Annotated in this window: 14 protein-coding genes and 1 pseudogene; 2 read left to right on the top strand and 13 right to left on the bottom strand. The window is 70.2% G+C overall.

Going from position 1 to position 17,413, the window contains the following annotated elements:
- Nucleotides 1–84 precede the first annotated feature (84 nt).
- The 13 genes and pseudogenes from VGL30_RS04585 to ettA form a co-directional block, all read right to left on the bottom strand.
- Entirely contained in the window at nucleotides 85–324 is a 240-nt protein-coding gene (locus tag VGL30_RS04585; RefSeq protein ID WP_331537250.1) for a DUF3297 family protein, read from the bottom strand.
- Between the two features lie 70 nt (nucleotides 325–394).
- A complete protein-coding gene (locus VGL30_RS04580; protein ID WP_331537248.1) occupies nucleotides 395–1,057 on the bottom strand; it encodes a ParA family protein in 663 nt (220 codons plus the stop codon).
- Between the two features lie 626 nt (nucleotides 1,058–1,683).
- A pseudogene (gene metH, locus VGL30_RS04575) lies at nucleotides 1,684–4,347 on the bottom strand (methionine synthase); the annotation flags it as partial.
- 165 nt (nucleotides 4,348–4,512) lie between these two features.
- Complete coding sequence (locus VGL30_RS04570) at nucleotides 4,513–5,580, bottom strand: homocysteine S-methyltransferase family protein (protein ID WP_414694953.1); 1,068 nt, start codon at nucleotides 5,578–5,580, stop codon at nucleotides 4,513–4,515.
- Complete coding sequence (gene metF / locus VGL30_RS04565) at nucleotides 5,577–6,491, bottom strand: methylenetetrahydrofolate reductase [NAD(P)H] (protein WP_331537246.1); 915 nt, start codon at nucleotides 6,489–6,491, stop codon at nucleotides 5,577–5,579. The genes VGL30_RS04570 and metF overlap by 4 nt, the downstream gene beginning before the upstream one ends.
- Entirely contained in the window at nucleotides 6,488–7,459 is a 972-nt protein-coding gene (locus VGL30_RS04560; protein ID WP_331537244.1) for a metalloregulator ArsR/SmtB family transcription factor, read from the bottom strand. The genes metF and VGL30_RS04560 overlap by 4 nt, the downstream gene beginning before the upstream one ends.
- A 32-nt stretch (nucleotides 7,460–7,491) precedes the next feature.
- Nucleotides 7,492–8,439: a 2-hydroxyacid dehydrogenase gene (locus VGL30_RS04555; protein WP_331537242.1), complete on the bottom strand. Its 948-nt coding sequence runs from the start codon at nucleotides 8,437–8,439 to the stop codon at nucleotides 7,492–7,494.
- Nucleotides 8,440–8,537: 98 nt separating this feature from the next.
- Complete coding sequence (locus tag VGL30_RS04550) at nucleotides 8,538–9,725, bottom strand: ABC transporter permease (RefSeq protein ID WP_331537240.1); 1,188 nt, start codon at nucleotides 9,723–9,725, stop codon at nucleotides 8,538–8,540.
- Nucleotides 9,726–9,739: 14 nt separating this feature from the next.
- Nucleotides 9,740–10,897 carry an ABC transporter permease gene (locus tag VGL30_RS04545; protein ID WP_331537238.1) on the bottom strand — a complete coding sequence of 386 codons (1,158 nt, stop codon included), beginning with the start codon at nucleotides 10,895–10,897 and terminating at the stop codon, nucleotides 9,740–9,742.
- Nucleotides 10,894–11,583 carry an ABC transporter ATP-binding protein gene (locus VGL30_RS04540; RefSeq protein ID WP_331537236.1) on the bottom strand — a complete coding sequence of 230 codons (690 nt, stop codon included), beginning with the start codon at nucleotides 11,581–11,583 and terminating at the stop codon, nucleotides 10,894–10,896. Before VGL30_RS04540 ends, VGL30_RS04545 begins: the two co-directional genes overlap by 4 nt.
- A gap of 40 nt (nucleotides 11,584–11,623) precedes the next feature.
- Nucleotides 11,624–12,583 (bottom strand): efflux RND transporter periplasmic adaptor subunit, encoded by a 960-nt coding sequence (locus VGL30_RS04535; RefSeq protein WP_331537234.1) that lies wholly within the window; start codon nucleotides 12,581–12,583, stop codon nucleotides 11,624–11,626.
- 318 nt (nucleotides 12,584–12,901) lie between these two features.
- Entirely contained in the window at nucleotides 12,902–13,672 is a 771-nt protein-coding gene (locus VGL30_RS04530) for an alpha/beta hydrolase (RefSeq protein ID WP_331537232.1), read from the bottom strand.
- Nucleotides 13,673–13,879: 207 nt separating this feature from the next.
- The gene (ettA, locus tag VGL30_RS04525) at nucleotides 13,880–15,547 is read right to left on the bottom strand and encodes an energy-dependent translational throttle protein EttA (RefSeq protein ID WP_331537230.1); all 1,668 of its coding nucleotides are present in this window, start codon (nucleotides 15,545–15,547) and stop codon (nucleotides 13,880–13,882) included.
- A 235-nt stretch (nucleotides 15,548–15,782) separates the two neighbouring features.
- Between ettA and VGL30_RS04520 the strand changes: the two genes are divergently transcribed.
- Both VGL30_RS04520 and VGL30_RS04515 read left to right on the top strand, forming a co-directional pair.
- Complete coding sequence (locus tag VGL30_RS04520; RefSeq protein ID WP_331537228.1) at nucleotides 15,783–15,965, top strand: CsbD family protein; 183 nt, start codon at nucleotides 15,783–15,785, stop codon at nucleotides 15,963–15,965.
- A 276-nt stretch (nucleotides 15,966–16,241) separates the two neighbouring features.
- Nucleotides 16,242–17,413 (top strand): glycosyltransferase (locus VGL30_RS04515; RefSeq protein ID WP_331537226.1); only part of this gene is annotated, 1,172 nt, incomplete at its 3' end.

Genomic DNA, 17,413 nt, shown 5'->3' with positions numbered 1-17,413 from the left:
GGCGCGGCCTCGGCCGGGGCGGCCTGCAACGCCAAGGCCGCCATCCCCAGTGTGACGATCGCCCCCGCCAGCCGCACGCGTCGCTCAGTCCGCGTCGCGGAAGTAGGGCTCCACCACGCCCTGCAACTTGATGGTCATCGGATTGCCACGGCGGTCCTTGGAGGGCAGGCTCAGCCGCACCCAGCCTTCGCTGACGCAATATTCGTCGACGTTGTTCTTGTCGACGCCCTTGAAGCGCACGCCCACCCCGCGCTCCAACAGGGCGGCGTCGTAGTAGGGGCTGTCCGGATTGGTGGCCAGACGGTCGGGGGGCGTGTCGGACATCGGGAGGCGGCCTTCTCTGAACGAGCCGCGGTCATAGCCAGCCTGGGCCTTCATGCCAATCGCCGAGGCCTCAGGCCTCGGTGCGCTCGCCGGTGCGCCGGCCGTAGACCAGCCGCTCGACGAAGCCCCACAGCGCCCCCATCTCCCGCGCCGCGGGGTTGGCGGGATCGAGCTCCTCCACCGAACGGCCCGACTCCAGCACCGACTGGTAGTTGGCCCGCGCCCGCAGGATCAGCGGCGCCACCGGCAGGCGCATGAGCATCAGGGCTTCCAGCGCCCGCTTCACCGCCGGCGGCTCGACGCCCTCGCGCGGCGCCGGCGCCTGGTTGAGCACGATCAGGCCCGGCTTGCGCAGCCGGCGGATCACCTCGGCGGTGCGCAGGGCCGCGGCGATGTCGAGGAAGGTCGGGCGGATCACCAGCAGCGACAGGTCCGACACCACGATGGAGTGGCCGAGCTCGTCCTCCAGCACCGCAGGCGTGTCGATGATCATGGTGTCGACGGCGTTGCGCACCGCCGCCACCTGCAGGGTGAACAGCTTGGACCCGGTGGTCTCCACCACCTCCGGCCCCGGTCCCTGGCGGCCGCGCAGCACCTCGGCGGCGGAGCGCTGGGCGTCGGCGTCGGCCAACAGCACCTTGTGTCCGCGCAAATGCGCGGCGATCGCCAGATGGACGGCGAGCGTCGTCTTTCCGGAGCCGCCCTTCCGAGCGATGACGGCGATCGTACGCATCTGGGCTGCGTTTCACCTCCCTACACGCCAACGCCACGCAAGCCAGACTGCGTCAAGCCCATGACACTCATTCGATCCGCGTCGCCCAGCGTCCAGGCTGCGGTCCGCGAAAAGCTCCGCGACGGCGAATCCCCCGGCCGGGGATGCGCCGGCAGCATCGTGGCAGTATCGGGCGTCGCCGTCGCCTGGAGAGCGGCCGACGAAAAAGAGTTTCGCCACGACCGAACTCTTCAGCGCCGCGGCCGGTTTCGCACGGTCGGCAGTACTCGCGCGGCGGATCATTTCCCATTTCCAGGCCCTCGATCGCGGCGTGCGGATCGACGGCGGAACCGGCGCCGACGCGCCCGCGTTGCCGGGAGCGACGCCGTCGCGGGGCGGCCCGAGTCCCGCCGGCGCGACCAACCGGCCGGCGCGCTGTGGCGCCGGCGCCGCAACGGCGAAGACTTGTATTCGCGGCGTGAACTTCACCGCCAAGCTGTCGTTAACCTGTTAAGGTCGTCGCCTGGAGACTTCGCACATGCCCGCCCCGCTGCAACGTTTCGTTTTGAGGACCTCGGCGGTCCTGGGGTGGATGCTGGCCTTCACCCTCGCGGTCTATTCCAACCTCCATCCCGCCGGTTGAATCCCTACCTGGGTTCGTAGTTGAGGATCGGGGCCAGCCAGCGCTCCGCGGTTTTCAGGTCCCAGCCCTTGCGCCGGGCATAGTCGGCCACCTGGTCGGCCTCCACCCGGCCCACCCCGAAATAGTGCGCCTGCGGATGGGCGAAGTAGAGCCCCGAGACCGAGGCCGGCGGGTTCATCGCATAGCTCTCGGTGAGGGCGATGCCGGTGGCCGCCTCGGCGTCCAGCAGCTCGAACAGCGTCGCCTTCTCGGTATGGTCCGGCTGGGCGGGATAGCCGGGCGCCGGGCGGATGCCGTGGTATTTCTCCGCCAGCAGCAGGTCGAGGTCGAAGGCCTCGTCGGGCGCATAGCCCCACAGCTCGGTGCGCACCCGCCGGTGCAGCGCCTCGGCGAAGGCCTCGGCCAACCGGTCGGCCAGGGCCGTGGAGAGGATGGCGTTGTAGTCGTCGCCGGCGTCCCTGTAGCGCTGCGCCAGCTCCAGTTCCCCGTGGCCGGCGGTCACCGCGAAGCCGCCGATCCAGTCGGGCGCGGTCCCCACCGGGGCGATGAAGTCGGACAGCGCCGAATTGGCCCCCTCCCCCGACTTGACCATCTGCTGGCGAAGGCTGTGCAGGCGGGCGATCTCCGTCGTCCGCGTCTCGTCGGCATAGACCACGATGTCGTCGCCGTCGGAATTGGCCGGCCAGATGCCCACGACGCCCCGGGCCTCCAGGGCGTTTTGCGCGACGATCTCCTGCAGCATCGCCTGGGCGTCGGCGTAGAGCGAGCTCGCCGCCTCGCCCACCACGTCGTCGGTGAGGATGTCGGGGAAGCGGCCCACCAGCTCCCAGGTGGCGAAGAACGGCGTCCAGTCGATGTGCCGGGCGAGCTCCGCCAGGTCGTAGGGCGCAAAGGCCCGGGTTCCCGAGAAGCTGGGCTTCGGCGGCTGGTAGGCCTCCCAGTCGATAGCGAAGCGGTTGGCGCGCGCGTCGGCCAGCTTCAGCCGCGCGCGGTTGGTCTGCCCACGGGCGAACTGCTCGCGCACCTTGACGTAGTCGGCGCGGGTCTCGGCCATCACCCGGTCCCGCTCGGTGGGCGACAGGAGGCTGGAGACCACCGCCACCGCCCGGCTGGCGTCCAGCACATAGGTGGTGGACGCCGCGTACTGCGGGGCGATCTTCACCGCGGTGTGGGTCTTCGAGGTGGTGGCCCCGCCGATCAGCAGCGGCACGGAAAAGCCCCGGCGCTGCATCTCGCCGGCCACATAGGCCATCTCGTCCAGCGACGGCGTGATCAGGCCGGAGAGGCCGATGATGTCCACCCCGCGGGCCAGCGCCTCGTCGAGGATCCGTTCGGCCGGGACCATGACCCCCAGGTCGATCACCTCATAGTTGTTGCACTGCAGGACCACGCCCACGATGTTCTTGCCGATGTCGTGGACGTCGCCCTTCACCGTGGCCATCAGGATCTTGCCGGCCGCCTCGCGGGGCTTACCTTCCTTCTCCGCCTCCATGAACGGCATCAGGTAAGCCACCGCCTGCTTCATCACCCGCGCGGACTTCACCACCTGCGGCAGGAACATCTTGCCCGAGCCGAACAGGTCGCCGACCACGTTCATCCCGTCCATCAGCGGGCCTTCGATGACGTGCAGCGGCCGCGCGGCGGCGGCCCGCGCCTCCTCGGTGTCGGCCTCGATGAAGTCGGTGACGCCGTTGACCAGGGCGTGGGTCAGGCGCTGGCCCACCGAGCCCTCGCGCCAGGCGAGGTTCGGCCCCTTGGCCTCGCTCTTGCCGCCCTTGTACTTGGGCGCCAGCTCCACCAGCCGCTCGGTGTTGGAGACGTTGGTCCGCTGCGGCCGGTTGAGGATCACGTCCTCCACCGCCTCGCGCAGCTCCGGCTCGATCAGGTCGTAGACCGGCAGGTCGCCGGCGTTGACGATCCCCATGTCCATGCCGGCGTTGATGGCGTGGTAGAGGAACACCGAGTGGATCGCCCGGCGCACCGGCTCGTTGCCGCGGAACGAGAACGAGACGTTGGAGACCCCGCCCGACACGCGAGCGTAGGGCAGCAGCTGCTTGATGCGCCGCGTCGCCTCGATGAAGTCGACGGCATAGTTGTCGTGCTCCTCGATGCCGGTGGCGACGGCGAAGATGTTGGGGTCGAAGATGATGTCTTCCGGCGGGAAGCCCAGCTGGTCGACCAGCAGCCGGTAGGCCCGCTCGCAGATCGCCACCTTGCGCTCGGCAGTGTCGGCCTGGCCTACCTCGTCGAAGGCCATCACCACCACGGCCGCCCCGTAGCGCAGGCAGGCTCGCGCCTGCTCCAGGAACTTAGCCTCTCCTTCCTTCATGCTGATGGAATTGACGATCGACTTGCCCTGCACGCACTTCAGCCCGGCCTCGATCACCTCCCACTTGGAGCTGTCGATCATCACCGGCACGCGGGCGATGTCGGGCTCGGCGGCCACCAGGTTGAGGAAGGTCCGCATGGCCGCCACGGAATCCAGCAGGCCTTCGTCCATGTTGACGTCGATGACCTGGGCGCCGGCGTCCACCTGCTGGCGGGCGACGGAGAGCGCGGCCGGATAGTCGGCCTCGGCCACCAGTTTCCTGAACTTGGCGGAGCCGGTGACGTTGGTGCGTTCGCCGATGTTGACGAACACGGGTCGGGGAGCGGTCATGGTTTGGTCTTTAAGGCTGACTGCGGACTACATGCGAACTCGCCCCAACCTCCGCTCACCCCCGCGAAGGCCGGGGCCCAGGTGAAACCCACCAAGCGCTCAGGCTGAATCTGGGTCCCGGCCTTCGCCGGGATGAGCGGGTTTTGGAATCGGGTCAACGTCACTGAGTTTTGTTCAGGAGGCCAGCTCGAACGGTTCGAGCCCGGCGAGCCTGAGCGCCGCCGGCGGGTCGGCCGGCGCGCGGGGCGACAGGCCCGCCACCGCCTGGGCCACGTGGGCGATGTGCTCCGGCGTGGTGCCGCAGCAGCCGCCCAGGATATTGACCAGCCCGTGCTCGGCCCACTCGTGCAGCTCGTGGCTGGTCTCGTCCGGGGTCTCGTCGTACTGGCCCATGGCGTTGGGCAGGCCGGCGTTGGGATAGGCCGAGACCAGGGTGTCGGCCACCCGCGCCAGGTCGGCGATGTGCGGCCGCATCAGGTCGGCGCCCAGGGCGCAGTTGAGGCCCACGGCGAAGGGCTTGGCGTGCTTCACGGAATTCCAGAACGCCTCGACGGTCTGGCCCGAGAGCGTGCGCCCCGACCGGTCGGTGATGGTGCCGGAGATCCAGATCGGCAGCGGCTCCAGCCCCTCGTCCTCGAGGTCCAGGATCGCCTTGATCCCCGCCTTGACGTTCAAGGTGTCGGTGATGGTTTCCAAGAGGAACATGTCCACCCCGCCCTCGTGCAGGGCCAGCGCCTGCTCGCGGTAGGCCTGGTAGACCTGGTCGAAGGTGACGGTGCGCGCGCCGGGGTCGTTCACGTCGGAGGACATGGAGAGCATCCGGTTCAGCGGCCCCATGGAGCCGGCCACGAACCGCGGCTTGTCCGGGGTCTTGGCCGTCCAGCGGTCGGCGGCTTCGCGGGCCAGCCGTGCGCCGGCCAGGTTCAGGTCCCGCACCGCGCCCTGCAGCTCGTAGTCGGCCTGGGCGATCGAGGTGGACGAGAAGGTGTTGGTCTCCGAGATGTCCGCGCCGGCCCCGAAGTAGGCGTCGTGCAGTTCGGTGATGATGTCCGGCCGGGTCAGGCACAGGATGTCGTTGTTGCCCTTGAGCTGGCCCGGATGGTCGGCGAAGCGCTCGCCGCGGTAATCGGCCTCCGCCAGCCCCTGGCGCTGGATCATCACGCCCCAGGCGCCGTCGAGGATCAGGATCCGCTGCTTGGCGGCGGCCTTCAGCGCGGCGATGCGGTCCTGGCGGGTCATCATGCGGGCTCCGGCTCGCGCACGCCCAGCACCCGGCAGATGGCGTAGACCAGGTCGGCGCGGTTCAGGGTGTAGAAGTGGAAGTCGGCGAAGCCCTCCTCCGCCAGCCGGGCGCACATCTCGGTGGCCACGGAGGCGGCGATCAGCCGGCGGGTCTCCGGATCGCGGTCCAGGCCGTCGAACAGGTTGGCCAGCCACCCCGGCAGGGTGATCCCCACCGGCCCGGCCATCTTGCGCAGGCCCTTGTAGTTCGACACCGGCATGATCCCCGGCGAGATCGGGATGGTCACGCCGGCCTTGCGGACCTTCTCCATGAACCGCAGGAAGGCGTCGATATCGAAGAAGAACTGGGTGATCGCCCGGGTCGCCCCGGCGTCGACCTTGGCCTTCAGCACGTCGATGTCGTGCTCCAGGCCCGGGCTCTCCGGATGGATCTGCGGATAGAGGCCGACGCTGACCTCGAAGTCGCCGACGGCGCGCACGCCCTCGGTCAACTCTGTGGCGTTGCGGTAGCCGTCGGCGCGCGGCGTGTAGATCCCGCCGATGGCGCCCGGCGGGTCGCCACGCAGGGCCACGATGTGGCGGATGCCGGCGTCCCAGTAACCCTGCACCACCTCGTCCACCTCGGCGCGGCTAGCCTCGACGCAGGTCAGGTGCGCGGCGGGCTTCAGGGTCGTCTCCTGCAGCATGCGCACCACCGTGCGGTGGGTGCGGTCGCGGGTCGAGCCGCCGGCGCCGTAGGTCACCGAGACGAAGGCGGGGTTCAGCGGCTCCAGCCGGCGGATTGCCTCCCACAAGGCTGCCTCGGCCTCCGGCGTCTTCGGCGGCGAGAACTCGAAGGAGACGCTGGGCCTGGGCGTCCCGCCCACGCCGGCGCGGGCGACGGGGCCCAGCGCGCTGTCGGGCGGGGTCATGCGGCGCTCCTTTGCGCGTTGCGTCCGCGCTCGGCGGTCCAGATCTTGACGGTGAGCCCGCCGGCCTGCGCCGGCGGCAGGCTGGTGACCCGGACCTTGGCCAGGCTCGCGTCCCGCAGCCAGCGCTCCATCGCGGCGTCCGGAAAGCCCAGGCGCCGGTGCTGGTGCTGTTCGCGCAGGAACTCAAGCTTGTGCGGCGCGAAATCCACGATCAGCAGCCGGCCGCCCGGCGCCACCAGCCGAGCCGCCTCCTCCAACGCCGCAGCCGGGTCGCCCAGGTAGTGCAGCACCTGGTGCACCACCACCAGGTCGGCGCTCCCCGCCGGCAGCCGGGTGGCGAAGATGTCGCCGTGGCGCAGCTCGCAGGCGTCCAGCCCGGAGCGGGCCACCCGGGAGCGCGCGATGTTCAGCATCTGCTGCGACAGGTCGAGGCCCAGGGCGGCGTCGGACTTGGGCGCCAGCAGCGTCAGCATCCGCCCGGCCCCGGTGCCCAGGTCCACCAGGCGCTTGAACGGCCCGGGTCCCGCGGCCTCCAGGATCGCGGTCTCCACGTCGGCCTCGGAGACGTAGAGCGAGCGGATCTGGTCCCACAGCGCGGCGTTGCGCTCGAAATAGGCCCCGGCGTCCGACGCCCGCTCGGCCCGCACGCTCTCCAGCCGCTCGGCGTCGCGCGCCAGCGCCGGGTCGGTCGGGTCGATCCCCTTGAGCACCTCGTCCACCAGGTCGCGCGCCTCCCCGGCCGCGCCCAGGCGGTAGAACACCCAGGCGCCGTCGGGGAACCGCTCCACCAGCCCCGCCTCGGCCAGCAGCTTCAGGTGCCGGGAGACCCGGGGCTGGCTCTGGTCCAGGATCCGGCAGAGCTCCAGCACCGCCAGCTCCTCGCGGCGCAGCAGGGCGAGGATGCGCAGGCGGGTCGGCTCCCCCGCCGCGCGCAGTACGTCGACGGCCTGATCCATGGCGAGCAGCATGGGTCATATAAAGATATCTTTATGTCCTTATGTCAAGGGCGGGAGGACGTCTGGGCGGGAACTTCGGCGGTCAGCGGCTCGCCGGCCAGATGCAGCCGGATGTTCTCCAGCGCCAGGGCCATCATCCTCGGCACGGTCTCGACGGCGCCGCCGGCGGAGTGCGGCGTCAGCACGACGCCCGGCAGGCCGGCCCAGCGGTCGGCCGGCGTCGGCTCCTGCTCGAAGACGTCCAGGGCGGCGTTCCCGAGCCTGCCCGACCTCAGCGCCGCGATCAGGGCGTCCTCGTCGACCACCGAGCCGCGGGCGACGTTGACGATCAGCCCCTTCGGCCCCACCGCCTCGATCACCTCGCGCGAGATCAGGCCGACGTTGCTGGCGGCGGCGCGGCAGGCCACCACCAGGATGTCGCTGTCCTCGGCCAGGGCCAGGACGCTCTCGGCCCGGGGCCAGGGGGCGGGCTTGGGGTTGGGCCCCCACCAGGCGACGCTCATGCCGAAGGCCTCCACCCGGCGCGCCGCCGCCAGGCCGATGTGGCCCAGCCCCACGATCCCCACCCTGCGTCCGGTGAGCGTCGATCCCTGCACCTGCCGCTCGTCCGCCCAGCGCCCCTCGCGCACGAAGCGGTCGCCGGACACGATCCCGCGCCAGGCGGCCAGCAACAGGCCCAGCGCATGGTCGGCCACGTCGTCGGCATTGACGCCGCGGCTGTGGGTGACGGCCACGCCGCGGGCCCGGCACCAGTCCAGGTCGATCCCGTCGTAGCCGGCGCTGATCACCGCGATCAGGCCGAGCTTCGGCATCCGGGCCGTCTGCTCGCGCGTCACCGGCCCGAAGTGCAGCAGGGCCCGCACCTGGGCCAGATCCTCCGCCGGCGCGTCCCAACCCACGACCATGCGGGCGCCGAGGGCCTCCAGCTCCGGCTGCATCCGCAGAAGCATCGGCTGGACGACGAGGACGGCCGGTTTCTCGACGGCGGGCATGGGGCTCCTCCCTGACGTTTTCGGTCCTCTATATCCAGGGCCGGCCGGGCCGTCGCGAGAACTTCCGGCCGGCCGGCGGCATGACCGGGGCGGCCTCGCTACTGCGCCGCCAGCTCCAGCTGCGGACGCTGGCGGGCGGCGCGGACGCCGGGCAGGACGCCGCCCACCAGCCCGATCACCAGCGCCAGCACGATCGCCGAGGCGACGGTCGCCGCCGACAGGTCGAACTTGAACACCAGCTGGGTGAAGCCCGCGCCCAAGGTCGAGGTGGTCCGGCCGTTGAAGGCCGCGAAGGCCAGCCCGATCCCGAGCAGCCCGCCGAGCACGCTGAGCGCCAGCGCCTCCACCATCGTGCCGACGAACGCCGCATAGCCGGAGAACCCGATGATCCGCAGGGTGGCGATCTCCGTCGAGCGCGCCGCCACCGAGGCGTACATGGTGTTGAGCGCGCCCGCGAGGGCGCCGATGGCCATGGTGATCCCCAGCGCCCAGGCGATGAAGGTGAACTGCGCGGTCGATTGCGAGGCCTGGCGGGCGTAGTACTCCCGCTCGCTCAGCACCTCCAGCTGGTTGAGCCGCGGGTCGCCGCGGGCCCAGGCCTTGAACGCCGGCATGTCCTGCGCCGACGTCAGCTGCACCCGCATGGTCTGGTAGACGTTCGGCCGGTTGAACAGGCTTTGCGTCACGGCGATGTCGGCCCACAGCTCGGAGTCGAACACGGTGCCCGGCGCCTCGAACACGCCCACCACCTGCCAGGTCCCGCCGCGCAGCCGTATGGCCTTGCCGAACTCGAAGCCCGCGAACTCGCGCAGCAGCCCCGCGCCGACGATGATCTCGTTGGTGCCGGGCCGGAACATGCGGCCCTGGGTGATCCGGACGCTGCGCCGCAGGCTCAGGCCCTCAGGGCCGATGCCGCGGAACGGCATGTTGGCCTTGGTGCCGGTGGAGCGCTTGATCCCGTCGACGATGACCAGCAGCTCGCCGGAGACCACCGGCCGGGCGCCCTGGCGAGCGACGCCGGGCCCCGTGGCCAGGATGTTCAGCTGGTCGCGCGTGACCACGCTGTTGAGTTCCGCGTTGGAGCCCTCGCGGATCACGATGGCGACATCCTGCGCCCCCGAACCCTCGACGGTCCGCCTGAGCCCGTTGGACAGGGCCAGGAAGAACAGCAGCACGGTGATCGCCAGGGCGACCGCGACCACGCTGGCGACCGACATCGCCGCGCGCCGCGGGATGGAGCGGACGTTGAGCGCCGTCACCGCGCCGATCTGTTTGAGCAAGCTCATGCGCCGCCTCCCCCTCAGCGCCGGCCGAGCGCGTCGACGATGCGCATGCGATAGGCGCCCAGCGCCGGCGCGAGCCCGGTGAACAGGCCGAGCGCCAGCGCCACCGCGACGCCCCATCCGATGACCGAAGGCGCGAAGCTGATCGGGGGCGATTGCCCGCCGCTGGCCTGCGGCAGCAGCGCCAGGAAGCCCGCCCCCGCCAGCATGCCGAGCCCGGCGCCGAGCAGCGCCAGCAACAGCGACTCGCCCAGCACCATGCGCAGGACGCGCGCGGAGGAGAAGCCCAGCGTCTTCATCACGCCCACCTCCCGGGTGCGCTCGCGCACGGCCAGCGCCATGGTGGTGCCGACGATCAGCAGGATGGCGGCGAACGACGCGCCGACCACCAGCGTCACCACCAGCCCGATGTCGCCGAGCTGGGCGGCGAAGGACTTGTTGAACGTGGCTTCGTCCTGGGTCGAGGTTTCGTCCGCGGAATTGGCGAAGCGCTGGTCGATGGCGTGCGCGACGCGCTCGTTGACGTCCGCCGACGTGGTCAGGAACGGAACCCAGCCGACGCGGTCATGCCCGAAGGTGATGGTGTCGTTGAAGTAGTCGTAGTGGATCAGGGTGGTCCCGGTCTGCGAACTGCCGGGCCGGGCCGGGATGATCCCCACCAGGGTGAACGCCCAGGTGTGGCCGCCGTCGGCCTGGCTGAAGATGTTGCTGTTCAGCGGGATGCGCTGGCCCACATGCCAGTTGAACCGCTTGGCGACGGATTCCGAGGTGAGCATCGCCGTCCGTTCCTTGAAGAACGCCTCGCGCTCGGCGGCCGGGATCTGCAGGTCCCCGGAATAGACCTTGAAGTAGGTCGGGGGGTCGACCGCAAAGACCGCCATGAATCCGCGGGCGGGATCCTGGTAATAGCCGCCGAACCAGTTCTGGTGGGTGGCGACGGCGACGCCTTCCATATGCGAGATGCGGTCGTAGTGGGCCATGGGCAAGGATTCGGTGAAGTTGATCTTGCTCATCGTGACCATGCGGGTGGGTAGCGCGTTGAAGTTCGAGATCGAGTGATTGAAGCTCAGCATCACGCTGAACACCAGGAAGGCCACAAAGATCGAGATCAGCAGCAAGGTCGTCCGCATCGGCTTGCGGAACAGGTTCTTGCGCATGAGGGTCAGGTCGTTCACGCCGCCAGCTCCCGCTCGTCGAAGCGGCCCTTGTCCAGGTGCAGCAGGCGCTTGGCGTACTTCGCCGCCTCGGCGTCGTGGGTGACCATGACGATGGTCTTGCCCAGGTCGCGGTTCAGCACCTGCAGCATGGAGAGGATCTCGTCGGCCGTCGCGCGGTCGAGGTCGCCGGTCGGCTCGTCGCAGAGCAGGAGCTTGGGGTCGGCGACGATCGCGCGGGCGATCGCCACCCGCTGCTGCTGGCCGCCGGACATTTCGCGCGGCCGGTGGCGGACGCGGTCCTCCAGCCCCACGACCTTCAGCGCCGTGGCCACGTTCTCGCGCCGCCTGGCCGGCGACAGCCGGGTCAGCAGCAGCGGCAGCTCGACGTTCTGCGCCGCCGTCAGGATCGGCATCAGGTTGTAGAACTGGAAGATGAACCCGACGTTCGCCGCGCGCCACGCCGTCAACTGTCCCTCGCTCAGCTTGTCGATGCGCTGGCCCTCGAACTCGATCGCGCCCTTGTCCGGCCGGTCCGTGCCGCCCAGCAGGTTGAGCAGGGTGGTCTTGCCCGAGCCCGACGGTCCCATGACGGCGACGAAATCGCCCTGCTCGAAGCGCAGGCTGAGCTTGTCGAAGATGGCGATCCTCTCCTTGCCGCGCACATAGCTCTTCTCGACGTCGGTGAGGTGGATGAGATCGGTCATGCGAGGTCTCCGGCGCGCCGCCCCGGGCGGCGCTGGGTCGTCAGGAACTTCCTTCGAGAAAACGGACGCTGATCGCCATTTCCGGCAGGATGCGCGGGTCGAGCTGGTCGAAGCCGATGCGGACGCGCACCGTCGCCCGGCTGCGGTCCGCGGAGGGGATGGTGGCGATCACGTGCGCCTGGAACGTCTGGTCCGGATAGGCGTCGAGCACCGCCCGCACGCGCTGGCCCTCCGACACCCGGGCGATGTAGGCCTCGCTGACGTCGACCTCGATCTCCAGGCTGGACATGTCGACGATGGTGCAGACGCCGGTGCGGGTGAAGCCGCCGCCCGCGGAGATCGGGGAGATGATCTCGCCGGGCTGCGCCGCCTTGTTGACCACGACGCCGGTGAAGGGCGCGCGGATCTCGTAGCGCGACAGCTGCGCCACGGCATGCTGCGCGTCGCTGCGGGCGGCGTCGCGCTGGGCGAGCGCCTGGTCGTAGCGCGACTGCGCCGCCGTCAGCGTCGCCTGGCTGGCGTACCCCTGCCCGGCGAGGGCGCGGGCCCGGCCCAGCACGCGCTGCGCCTCGGCAAGGTCGGCCTGCGCCACGGCGGCGCGGGCGCGGGCGCTCTGCAGCTCGGCCTGCGCCAGGGTGGGCTCCAGCACCGCCAGCACCTGGCCGGCGCGGACGTGCTGGCCCTCCTCGACGCGCACCTCCAGCAGCCGGCCGGTGACCTCGGCGGCCACCGTCGCCTGCCGGCGCGCCACCACATAGCCGGAGGCCACCAGGCTTCCAGCAGCCGCCTCGCCCCTGGCGGCCGGCGCGCCGGCCGCGGGCGCGGGCCTGGGGGGCGGAGCCGGCGCGGGCTTCAGCATCCAGCCCGCCGCAAGGCCGGTCGCCAGCGCCAGGCCCGCCGCCACGACGGGGGCGATCCACGACGCGCGCGCCTTGGCCTCTCCGCCTTCGCCGCCGCGGTCGATCCGCAGCGACTTCAGAAGATCGGACCTGGTGTCCAAGACGCAGCCCCCTCCGCTCCGGGCCGGAGCCTACCCACGCGGGCGCCGTTGCGCAACGCGACTCGGGCGCGTGACGACCCCCGCCCCGGGGGCGAAGACGCGCGCAAACCGCTTAGAGCGGGCGCAAATCATAAGCGGTCTACGGGGCTGTAAACAGCGGATCGAGGGCCGTCGCCAGGAGCCCGCACCCGGGTAAAGTCCGCCCCAAATCCATTCCGATCTTCCGTGCAGCGGCCGACGCAGCGGTCACCGGACCCTAGCGCAGACGGGGCCCGGCGCCTAGAACATACAGGGAACATTGTCCGCCGGCAGGGGCTCCTACTTAACGCCGCTTGCCGCCTTCTCGATGATGGCGGCCACGGCCTTCGGATTGGATACGTAAATCGCGTGGCTGCCCGCAACCTCGACGATCGTCGAGCCCGCCCGCTTGGACATCGCCTGCTGGGCGGGCAGCGGGATCATCCTGTCGTCGGTGACCCGCAGGTACCAGCTCGGCTTGGATTTCCAGGCGGGCTCGGTGACCTGTCCACCGAGCGCCTCGACGCCCCACGGAACCTGGGAGTCGGCCATGAAGGCGGCCGTCTTCGCGTCCACGTCACCCGCGAACGAGGCCGGGAATTTCGCCTTGTCCAGATACAGGTAACCGTTCTTCGGCGGCAGGATCGGCGGGACAGGCGCGCCGGGCGGGGGGTTGGCGATCAGCGAGTTGACGGATTCGCCTTTGTCGGGCGCGAACGCCGTGATGTAGACGAGACCCGCGACGTTCGGGTTCGTGCCGGCTTCGGTGATCACCACACCGCCGTAGGAGTGCCCGACCAGGATGACGGGACCGCCCTGGGCGTCCACCACCTCCCTCGTCGCCGCGACGTCGCCGGCCAGCGAAATGGTGGGATTCTGGACGATGCTGACGTTGAAGCCATCTTTTTTCAGTATGTCATAGACCCCGCGCCAGCCGGCGCCGTCCACGAACCCGCCGTGGACAAGCACCACGTTCTTCACCGGAACGGCGGGCGCCGCTTGAGCAGGAGAAAGGCTTGCGGCCAGCAACACGGCGACGGCCGAGGCGAAAACGGTACGCAACTTCGTCATATCGTTTCTCCCTTTGGTCAGCCCACCCGACGCGCAGTGCCAGACTCCGACAAAATCCGCGCCGTTGAAAGTCCACAATCCACCCCTCCGGCGAGCCCCGGGGCGAAGGCCGGGGCCCAGGTGAACCCCATGAGAGGCTCAGGCTGAATCTGGGTCCCGGCCTTCGCCGGGATGAGCGGAGGCGGGTCAACCCAATTTCAACCTGCTCTACCGCGAGAACTTCTGGAACTTGATCCGGTGCGGGATGAGGCTGTCGGCGCCCAGGCGGCGCTTCTTGTCTTCCTCGTAAGCCTCGAAATTTCCTTCGAACCATTCCACGTGGCTGTCGCCCTCGAAGGCCAGGATGTGGGTGGCCAGCCGGTCGAGGAACCAGCGGTCGTGGCTGATCACCACCGCGCAGCCGGCGAACTCCTCCAGCGCCTCCTCGAGGTTCTGCAGGGTCTCGATGTCCAGGTCGTTGGTGGGCTCGTCGAGCAGGATCAGGTTGCCGCCCTCGGTCAGAGTCTTGGCCAGGTGCACGCGGTTGCGCTCGCCGCCGGACAGCTGGCCGACCTTCTTCTGCTGGTCGCCGCCGCGAAAGTTGAACGAGCCGACGTAGGAGCGGGTGTTGATCTCGCGCTTGCCCACCGCCAGCACGTCCAGGCCGCCGGAGATCTCCTGCCAGACGGTCTTGGCGGAATCCAGCGTGTCGCGGCTCTGGTCGACATAGGCCAGCTTCACCGTCTCGCCGACGCGGAACGAACCCGCGTCCGGCGTCTCCTGGCCGGTGATCAGCTTGAACAGGGTGGACTTGCCGGCCCCGTTCGGACCGATGACGCCGACGATGCCGTTGGGCGGCAGCTTGAACGAAAGATCCTTGAACAGCACCTTGTCGCCGTAGGCTTTCTCCAGGTTCTCCACCTCCAGCACCAGATTGCCCAGGCGCGGGCCGGGGGGGATCTGGATGGTGGCCGTGGTCTGGGCGCCCCGGGCCTGCTCCTGCTCGCGGACCATCTCGTCATAGGCGGCAAGCCGCGCCTTCGACTTGGCCTGGCGGGCCTTGGCGCCGGAGCGCACCCACTCCAGCTCGCGGGTCATCGCCCGCTGGCGCGCCTCGCTCTCGGAGTTTTCCTGGACGATGCGCTTGGTCTTCTGCTCCAGCCAGCCGGAGTAGTTGCCCTCGTAAGGGACGCCCTTGCCGCGGTCGAGCTCCAGGGTCCACTTGGTCACCTGGTCCAGGAAGTAGCGGTCGTGGGTCACCAGGATCACGCAGCCCGGGAAGGCCTCCAGGTGGTGCTGCAGCCAGGCGACGCTCTCGGCGTCCAGGTGGTTGGTGGGCTCGTCCAGCAGCAGCATGTCGGGCTTGGAGAGCAGCAGGCGGGCCAGGGCGATGCGCCGCTTCTCGCCGCCGGAGAGCTTGTCGACCGGCCAGTCGTCGGGCGGGCAGCGCAGGGCGTCCATCGCCATCTCGATCTTGGAATCGATGTCCCACAGGTCGCCGGCGTCGATCTTCTCCTGGAGGGCGGTCATTTCCTCCATCAGCTCGTCGGAATAGTCCTCGCCCAGCTTGGCGGCGATCTCGTTGTAGCGGTCGAAGATCCGCTTCTCCTCGCACCAGGAGATGACGTTGCCCCAGACGTTGAGCGCCTCGTCGAGGTGCGGCTCCTGCTCCAGGTAGCCCATCTTGACGCCGTCGGCGGCCTTGGCCTCGCCGGAGAACTCCTTGTCGACGCCGGCCAGGATCTTCAGCAGCGTCGACTTGCCGGAGCCGTTGACGCCGACCACGCCGATCTTGGCGTCCGGATAGAACGACAGCCAGATGTTCTCGAACACCTTCTTGCCGCCGGGGAAGGCCTTGGTCAGGCCCTGCATCTGGAAAATGTACTGCTGCGCCATGGGGCGGTCCGCGCTCGCTGGATTTCGGAAGGGAAACGTGCGGCTGCAGATAGCCGCCGCCCGCCGCCGGCGCAACGGCGGGCGTCCCAAGCCGGCGTCCGAGGGCCGGGTTCGGGGCGGCGGCCGGCCGCGCCGCCCCTGGCGCGCCGGACGCGGGAACGAACCCGCGGCCTTCGCGTACTGCACCTCAGAGGCGTCCCCGCCTCGCCGTTGAAGTTTGTGAAGGATCAGACCCATGCACAAGGACACCGCCAAGGGCGCCGCCAAGGAAGCCAAGGGCTCCGTCAAGGAAGCCGTCGGCAAGGCCACCGGCAACGAACGCATGGCCACGGAAGGCGCAAGCGAACGGGTCGCCGGCAAGATCCAGAAGGGCGTCGGCAACCTGAAGGACGCCGCCCGCGACGCGCTGAAGCGCTAGGCGACCCGCCGCCAGACCACCCGACAAGGCCGCGCCCCGGGCGCGGCTTTTGTCATATCCGAAGCCGCCGACGGGCGCGCCGTCCTCAGGCAACCAACCCGGCCCCGGGGCCTTCCGGGGGTGGCGGGAGGAACGGCGCGTCCCGCCTTCCGCCGCCCGATGGCGCTCAATGGCTTGTCGGCATGGTGGCGCTGGCCCACATTGCCGGTAGGGCTAAGGACGAGACCACTGGCCAGACTCTGGAAGACATCAGCCAGCCGCCCCGGCAAGCGCGAGGTGAAGCGCCTGGGCGGCCAGAGGACCCGGCCGTTCCTCGCCGCCTCCAGCGAGGGCGTTCGCAGGAAAAAGGCGTCGAAGATGCTGGAGGGCGTTTCGCCGCTGCCGGCCGCGCGCGTCCGGATCATCCCCGCGGGCGCCGACGCCCCGGGCTTCCACCTGGTCGACACCACCATGATGTACGCGCCCCGCTCCGGCGGGGTGAAGCGCTACCTGGGCGCCAAGCGGGCCTGGCTGGCGCGCAACCGGCCCGACCTGCGCCACACCCTGGTGGTGCCGGGCGCCGCCACCCGCGGCCGGTCGCCGGGCCTGGTGACGCTCGCCGCCGCCCGCCTGCCGTTCGGCGTCGGCTACCGGGTGCCGGCCAGCCTGACCAAATGGGCCGCGGCCCTGGAGACCCTGCGCCCCGACATCATCGAGGCCGGCGACGTCTTCGTGCCCGGCCACGCGGCGCTGGAGGCGGGCCAGAGCCTGGGCGTGCCGGTGGTGGGCTTCTGCCATACCGACGCCGCGGCCCTGGCCGCCCTGCACCTGGGCGTCTGGGCCGAGGCGCCGACCATGAACTTCTGGTCCACCGCCTACCGGCGCTACGACCGGGTGGTGGCCCCCAGCCGCCATGTCGCTGTCCGGCTGGCGGAGGCCGGGGTCGAGAAGATCGTCGTCCAGGGCCTTGGGGTCGACACCGAGGCGTTCCACCCGCAGCGCGCCGACCCCGCGCGGCTGCGCAAGCGCCTGGGCGTGGGCGCCGACGCCCGCCTGCTGGTGTTCGCCGGCCGCGCCGCACGGGAAAAGAACATCGAGTCCATGGTCCAGGCCGTCGAGCGGCTGGGCGATCCCTATCGCCTGGTGCTGGTGGGCGCGGGCAAGGACGTGCGCTACTCGGCCCAGGTGGAGTGCCTGGACTATGAGCGCGACCCGGTGAAGCTGGCCGGGCTGATCGCCAGCTGCGACGCCTTCCTGCACGCCAACGAGAACGAGATCTTCGGCCTGGTGGTTCTGGAGGCCCTGGCCGCCGGCCTGCCGGTGGTGGGCTCCTGCAACGGCGGCGTGGGGGAGCTGATCGACGAGACGGTCGGCCAGTACGCCCGCAGCGTCGATCCCGCGGGCCTGGCCGAGGCCGTCGACGCGCTGTTCGCCCGCGACCTGGCGGCGCTGTCCGCCGCCGCCCGCCG

Origin of the sequence: Phenylobacterium sp. (genome assembly GCF_036502675.1) — a bacterium.
Taxonomy (GTDB): domain Bacteria; phylum Pseudomonadota; class Alphaproteobacteria; order Caulobacterales; family Caulobacteraceae; genus Phenylobacterium.
Note: the sequence above shows the minus strand (reverse complement) of the source record. Positions and strands in the feature narration are given on the sequence as shown.

Excerpts from the sequence above, each read along its gene's own strand:
- VGL30_RS04540 (WP_331537236.1), bottom strand. The coding sequence starts at position 11,583 with ATGACCGATCTCATCCACCTCACCGACGTCGAGAAGAGCTATGTGCGC.
- VGL30_RS04560 (WP_331537244.1), bottom strand. The coding sequence starts at position 7,459 with ATGCTGCTCGCCATGGATCAGGCCGTCGACGTACTGCGCGCGGCGGGG.
- ettA (WP_331537230.1), bottom strand. The coding sequence starts at position 15,547 with ATGGCGCAGCAGTACATTTTCCAGATGCAGGGCCTGACCAAGGCCTTC.
- VGL30_RS04550 (WP_331537240.1), bottom strand. The coding sequence starts at position 9,725 with ATGAGCTTGCTCAAACAGATCGGCGCGGTGACGGCGCTCAACGTCCGC.
- VGL30_RS04585 (WP_331537250.1), bottom strand. The coding sequence starts at position 324 with ATGTCCGACACGCCCCCCGACCGTCTGGCCACCAATCCGGACAGCCCC.
- metF (WP_331537246.1), bottom strand. The coding sequence starts at position 6,491 with ATGACCCCGCCCGACAGCGCGCTGGGCCCCGTCGCCCGCGCCGGCGTG.
- VGL30_RS04555 (WP_331537242.1), bottom strand. The coding sequence starts at position 8,439 with ATGCCCGCCGTCGAGAAACCGGCCGTCCTCGTCGTCCAGCCGATGCTT.
- VGL30_RS04530 (WP_331537232.1), bottom strand. The coding sequence starts at position 13,672 with ATGACGAAGTTGCGTACCGTTTTCGCCTCGGCCGTCGCCGTGTTGCTG.
- VGL30_RS04580 (WP_331537248.1), bottom strand. The coding sequence starts at position 1,057 with ATGCGTACGATCGCCGTCATCGCTCGGAAGGGCGGCTCCGGAAAGACG.
- VGL30_RS04570 (WP_414694953.1), bottom strand. The coding sequence starts at position 5,580 with ATGATGACCCGCCAGGACCGCATCGCCGCGCTGAAGGCCGCCGCCAAG.
- VGL30_RS04520 (WP_331537228.1), top strand. The coding sequence starts at position 15,783 with ATGCACAAGGACACCGCCAAGGGCGCCGCCAAGGAAGCCAAGGGCTCC.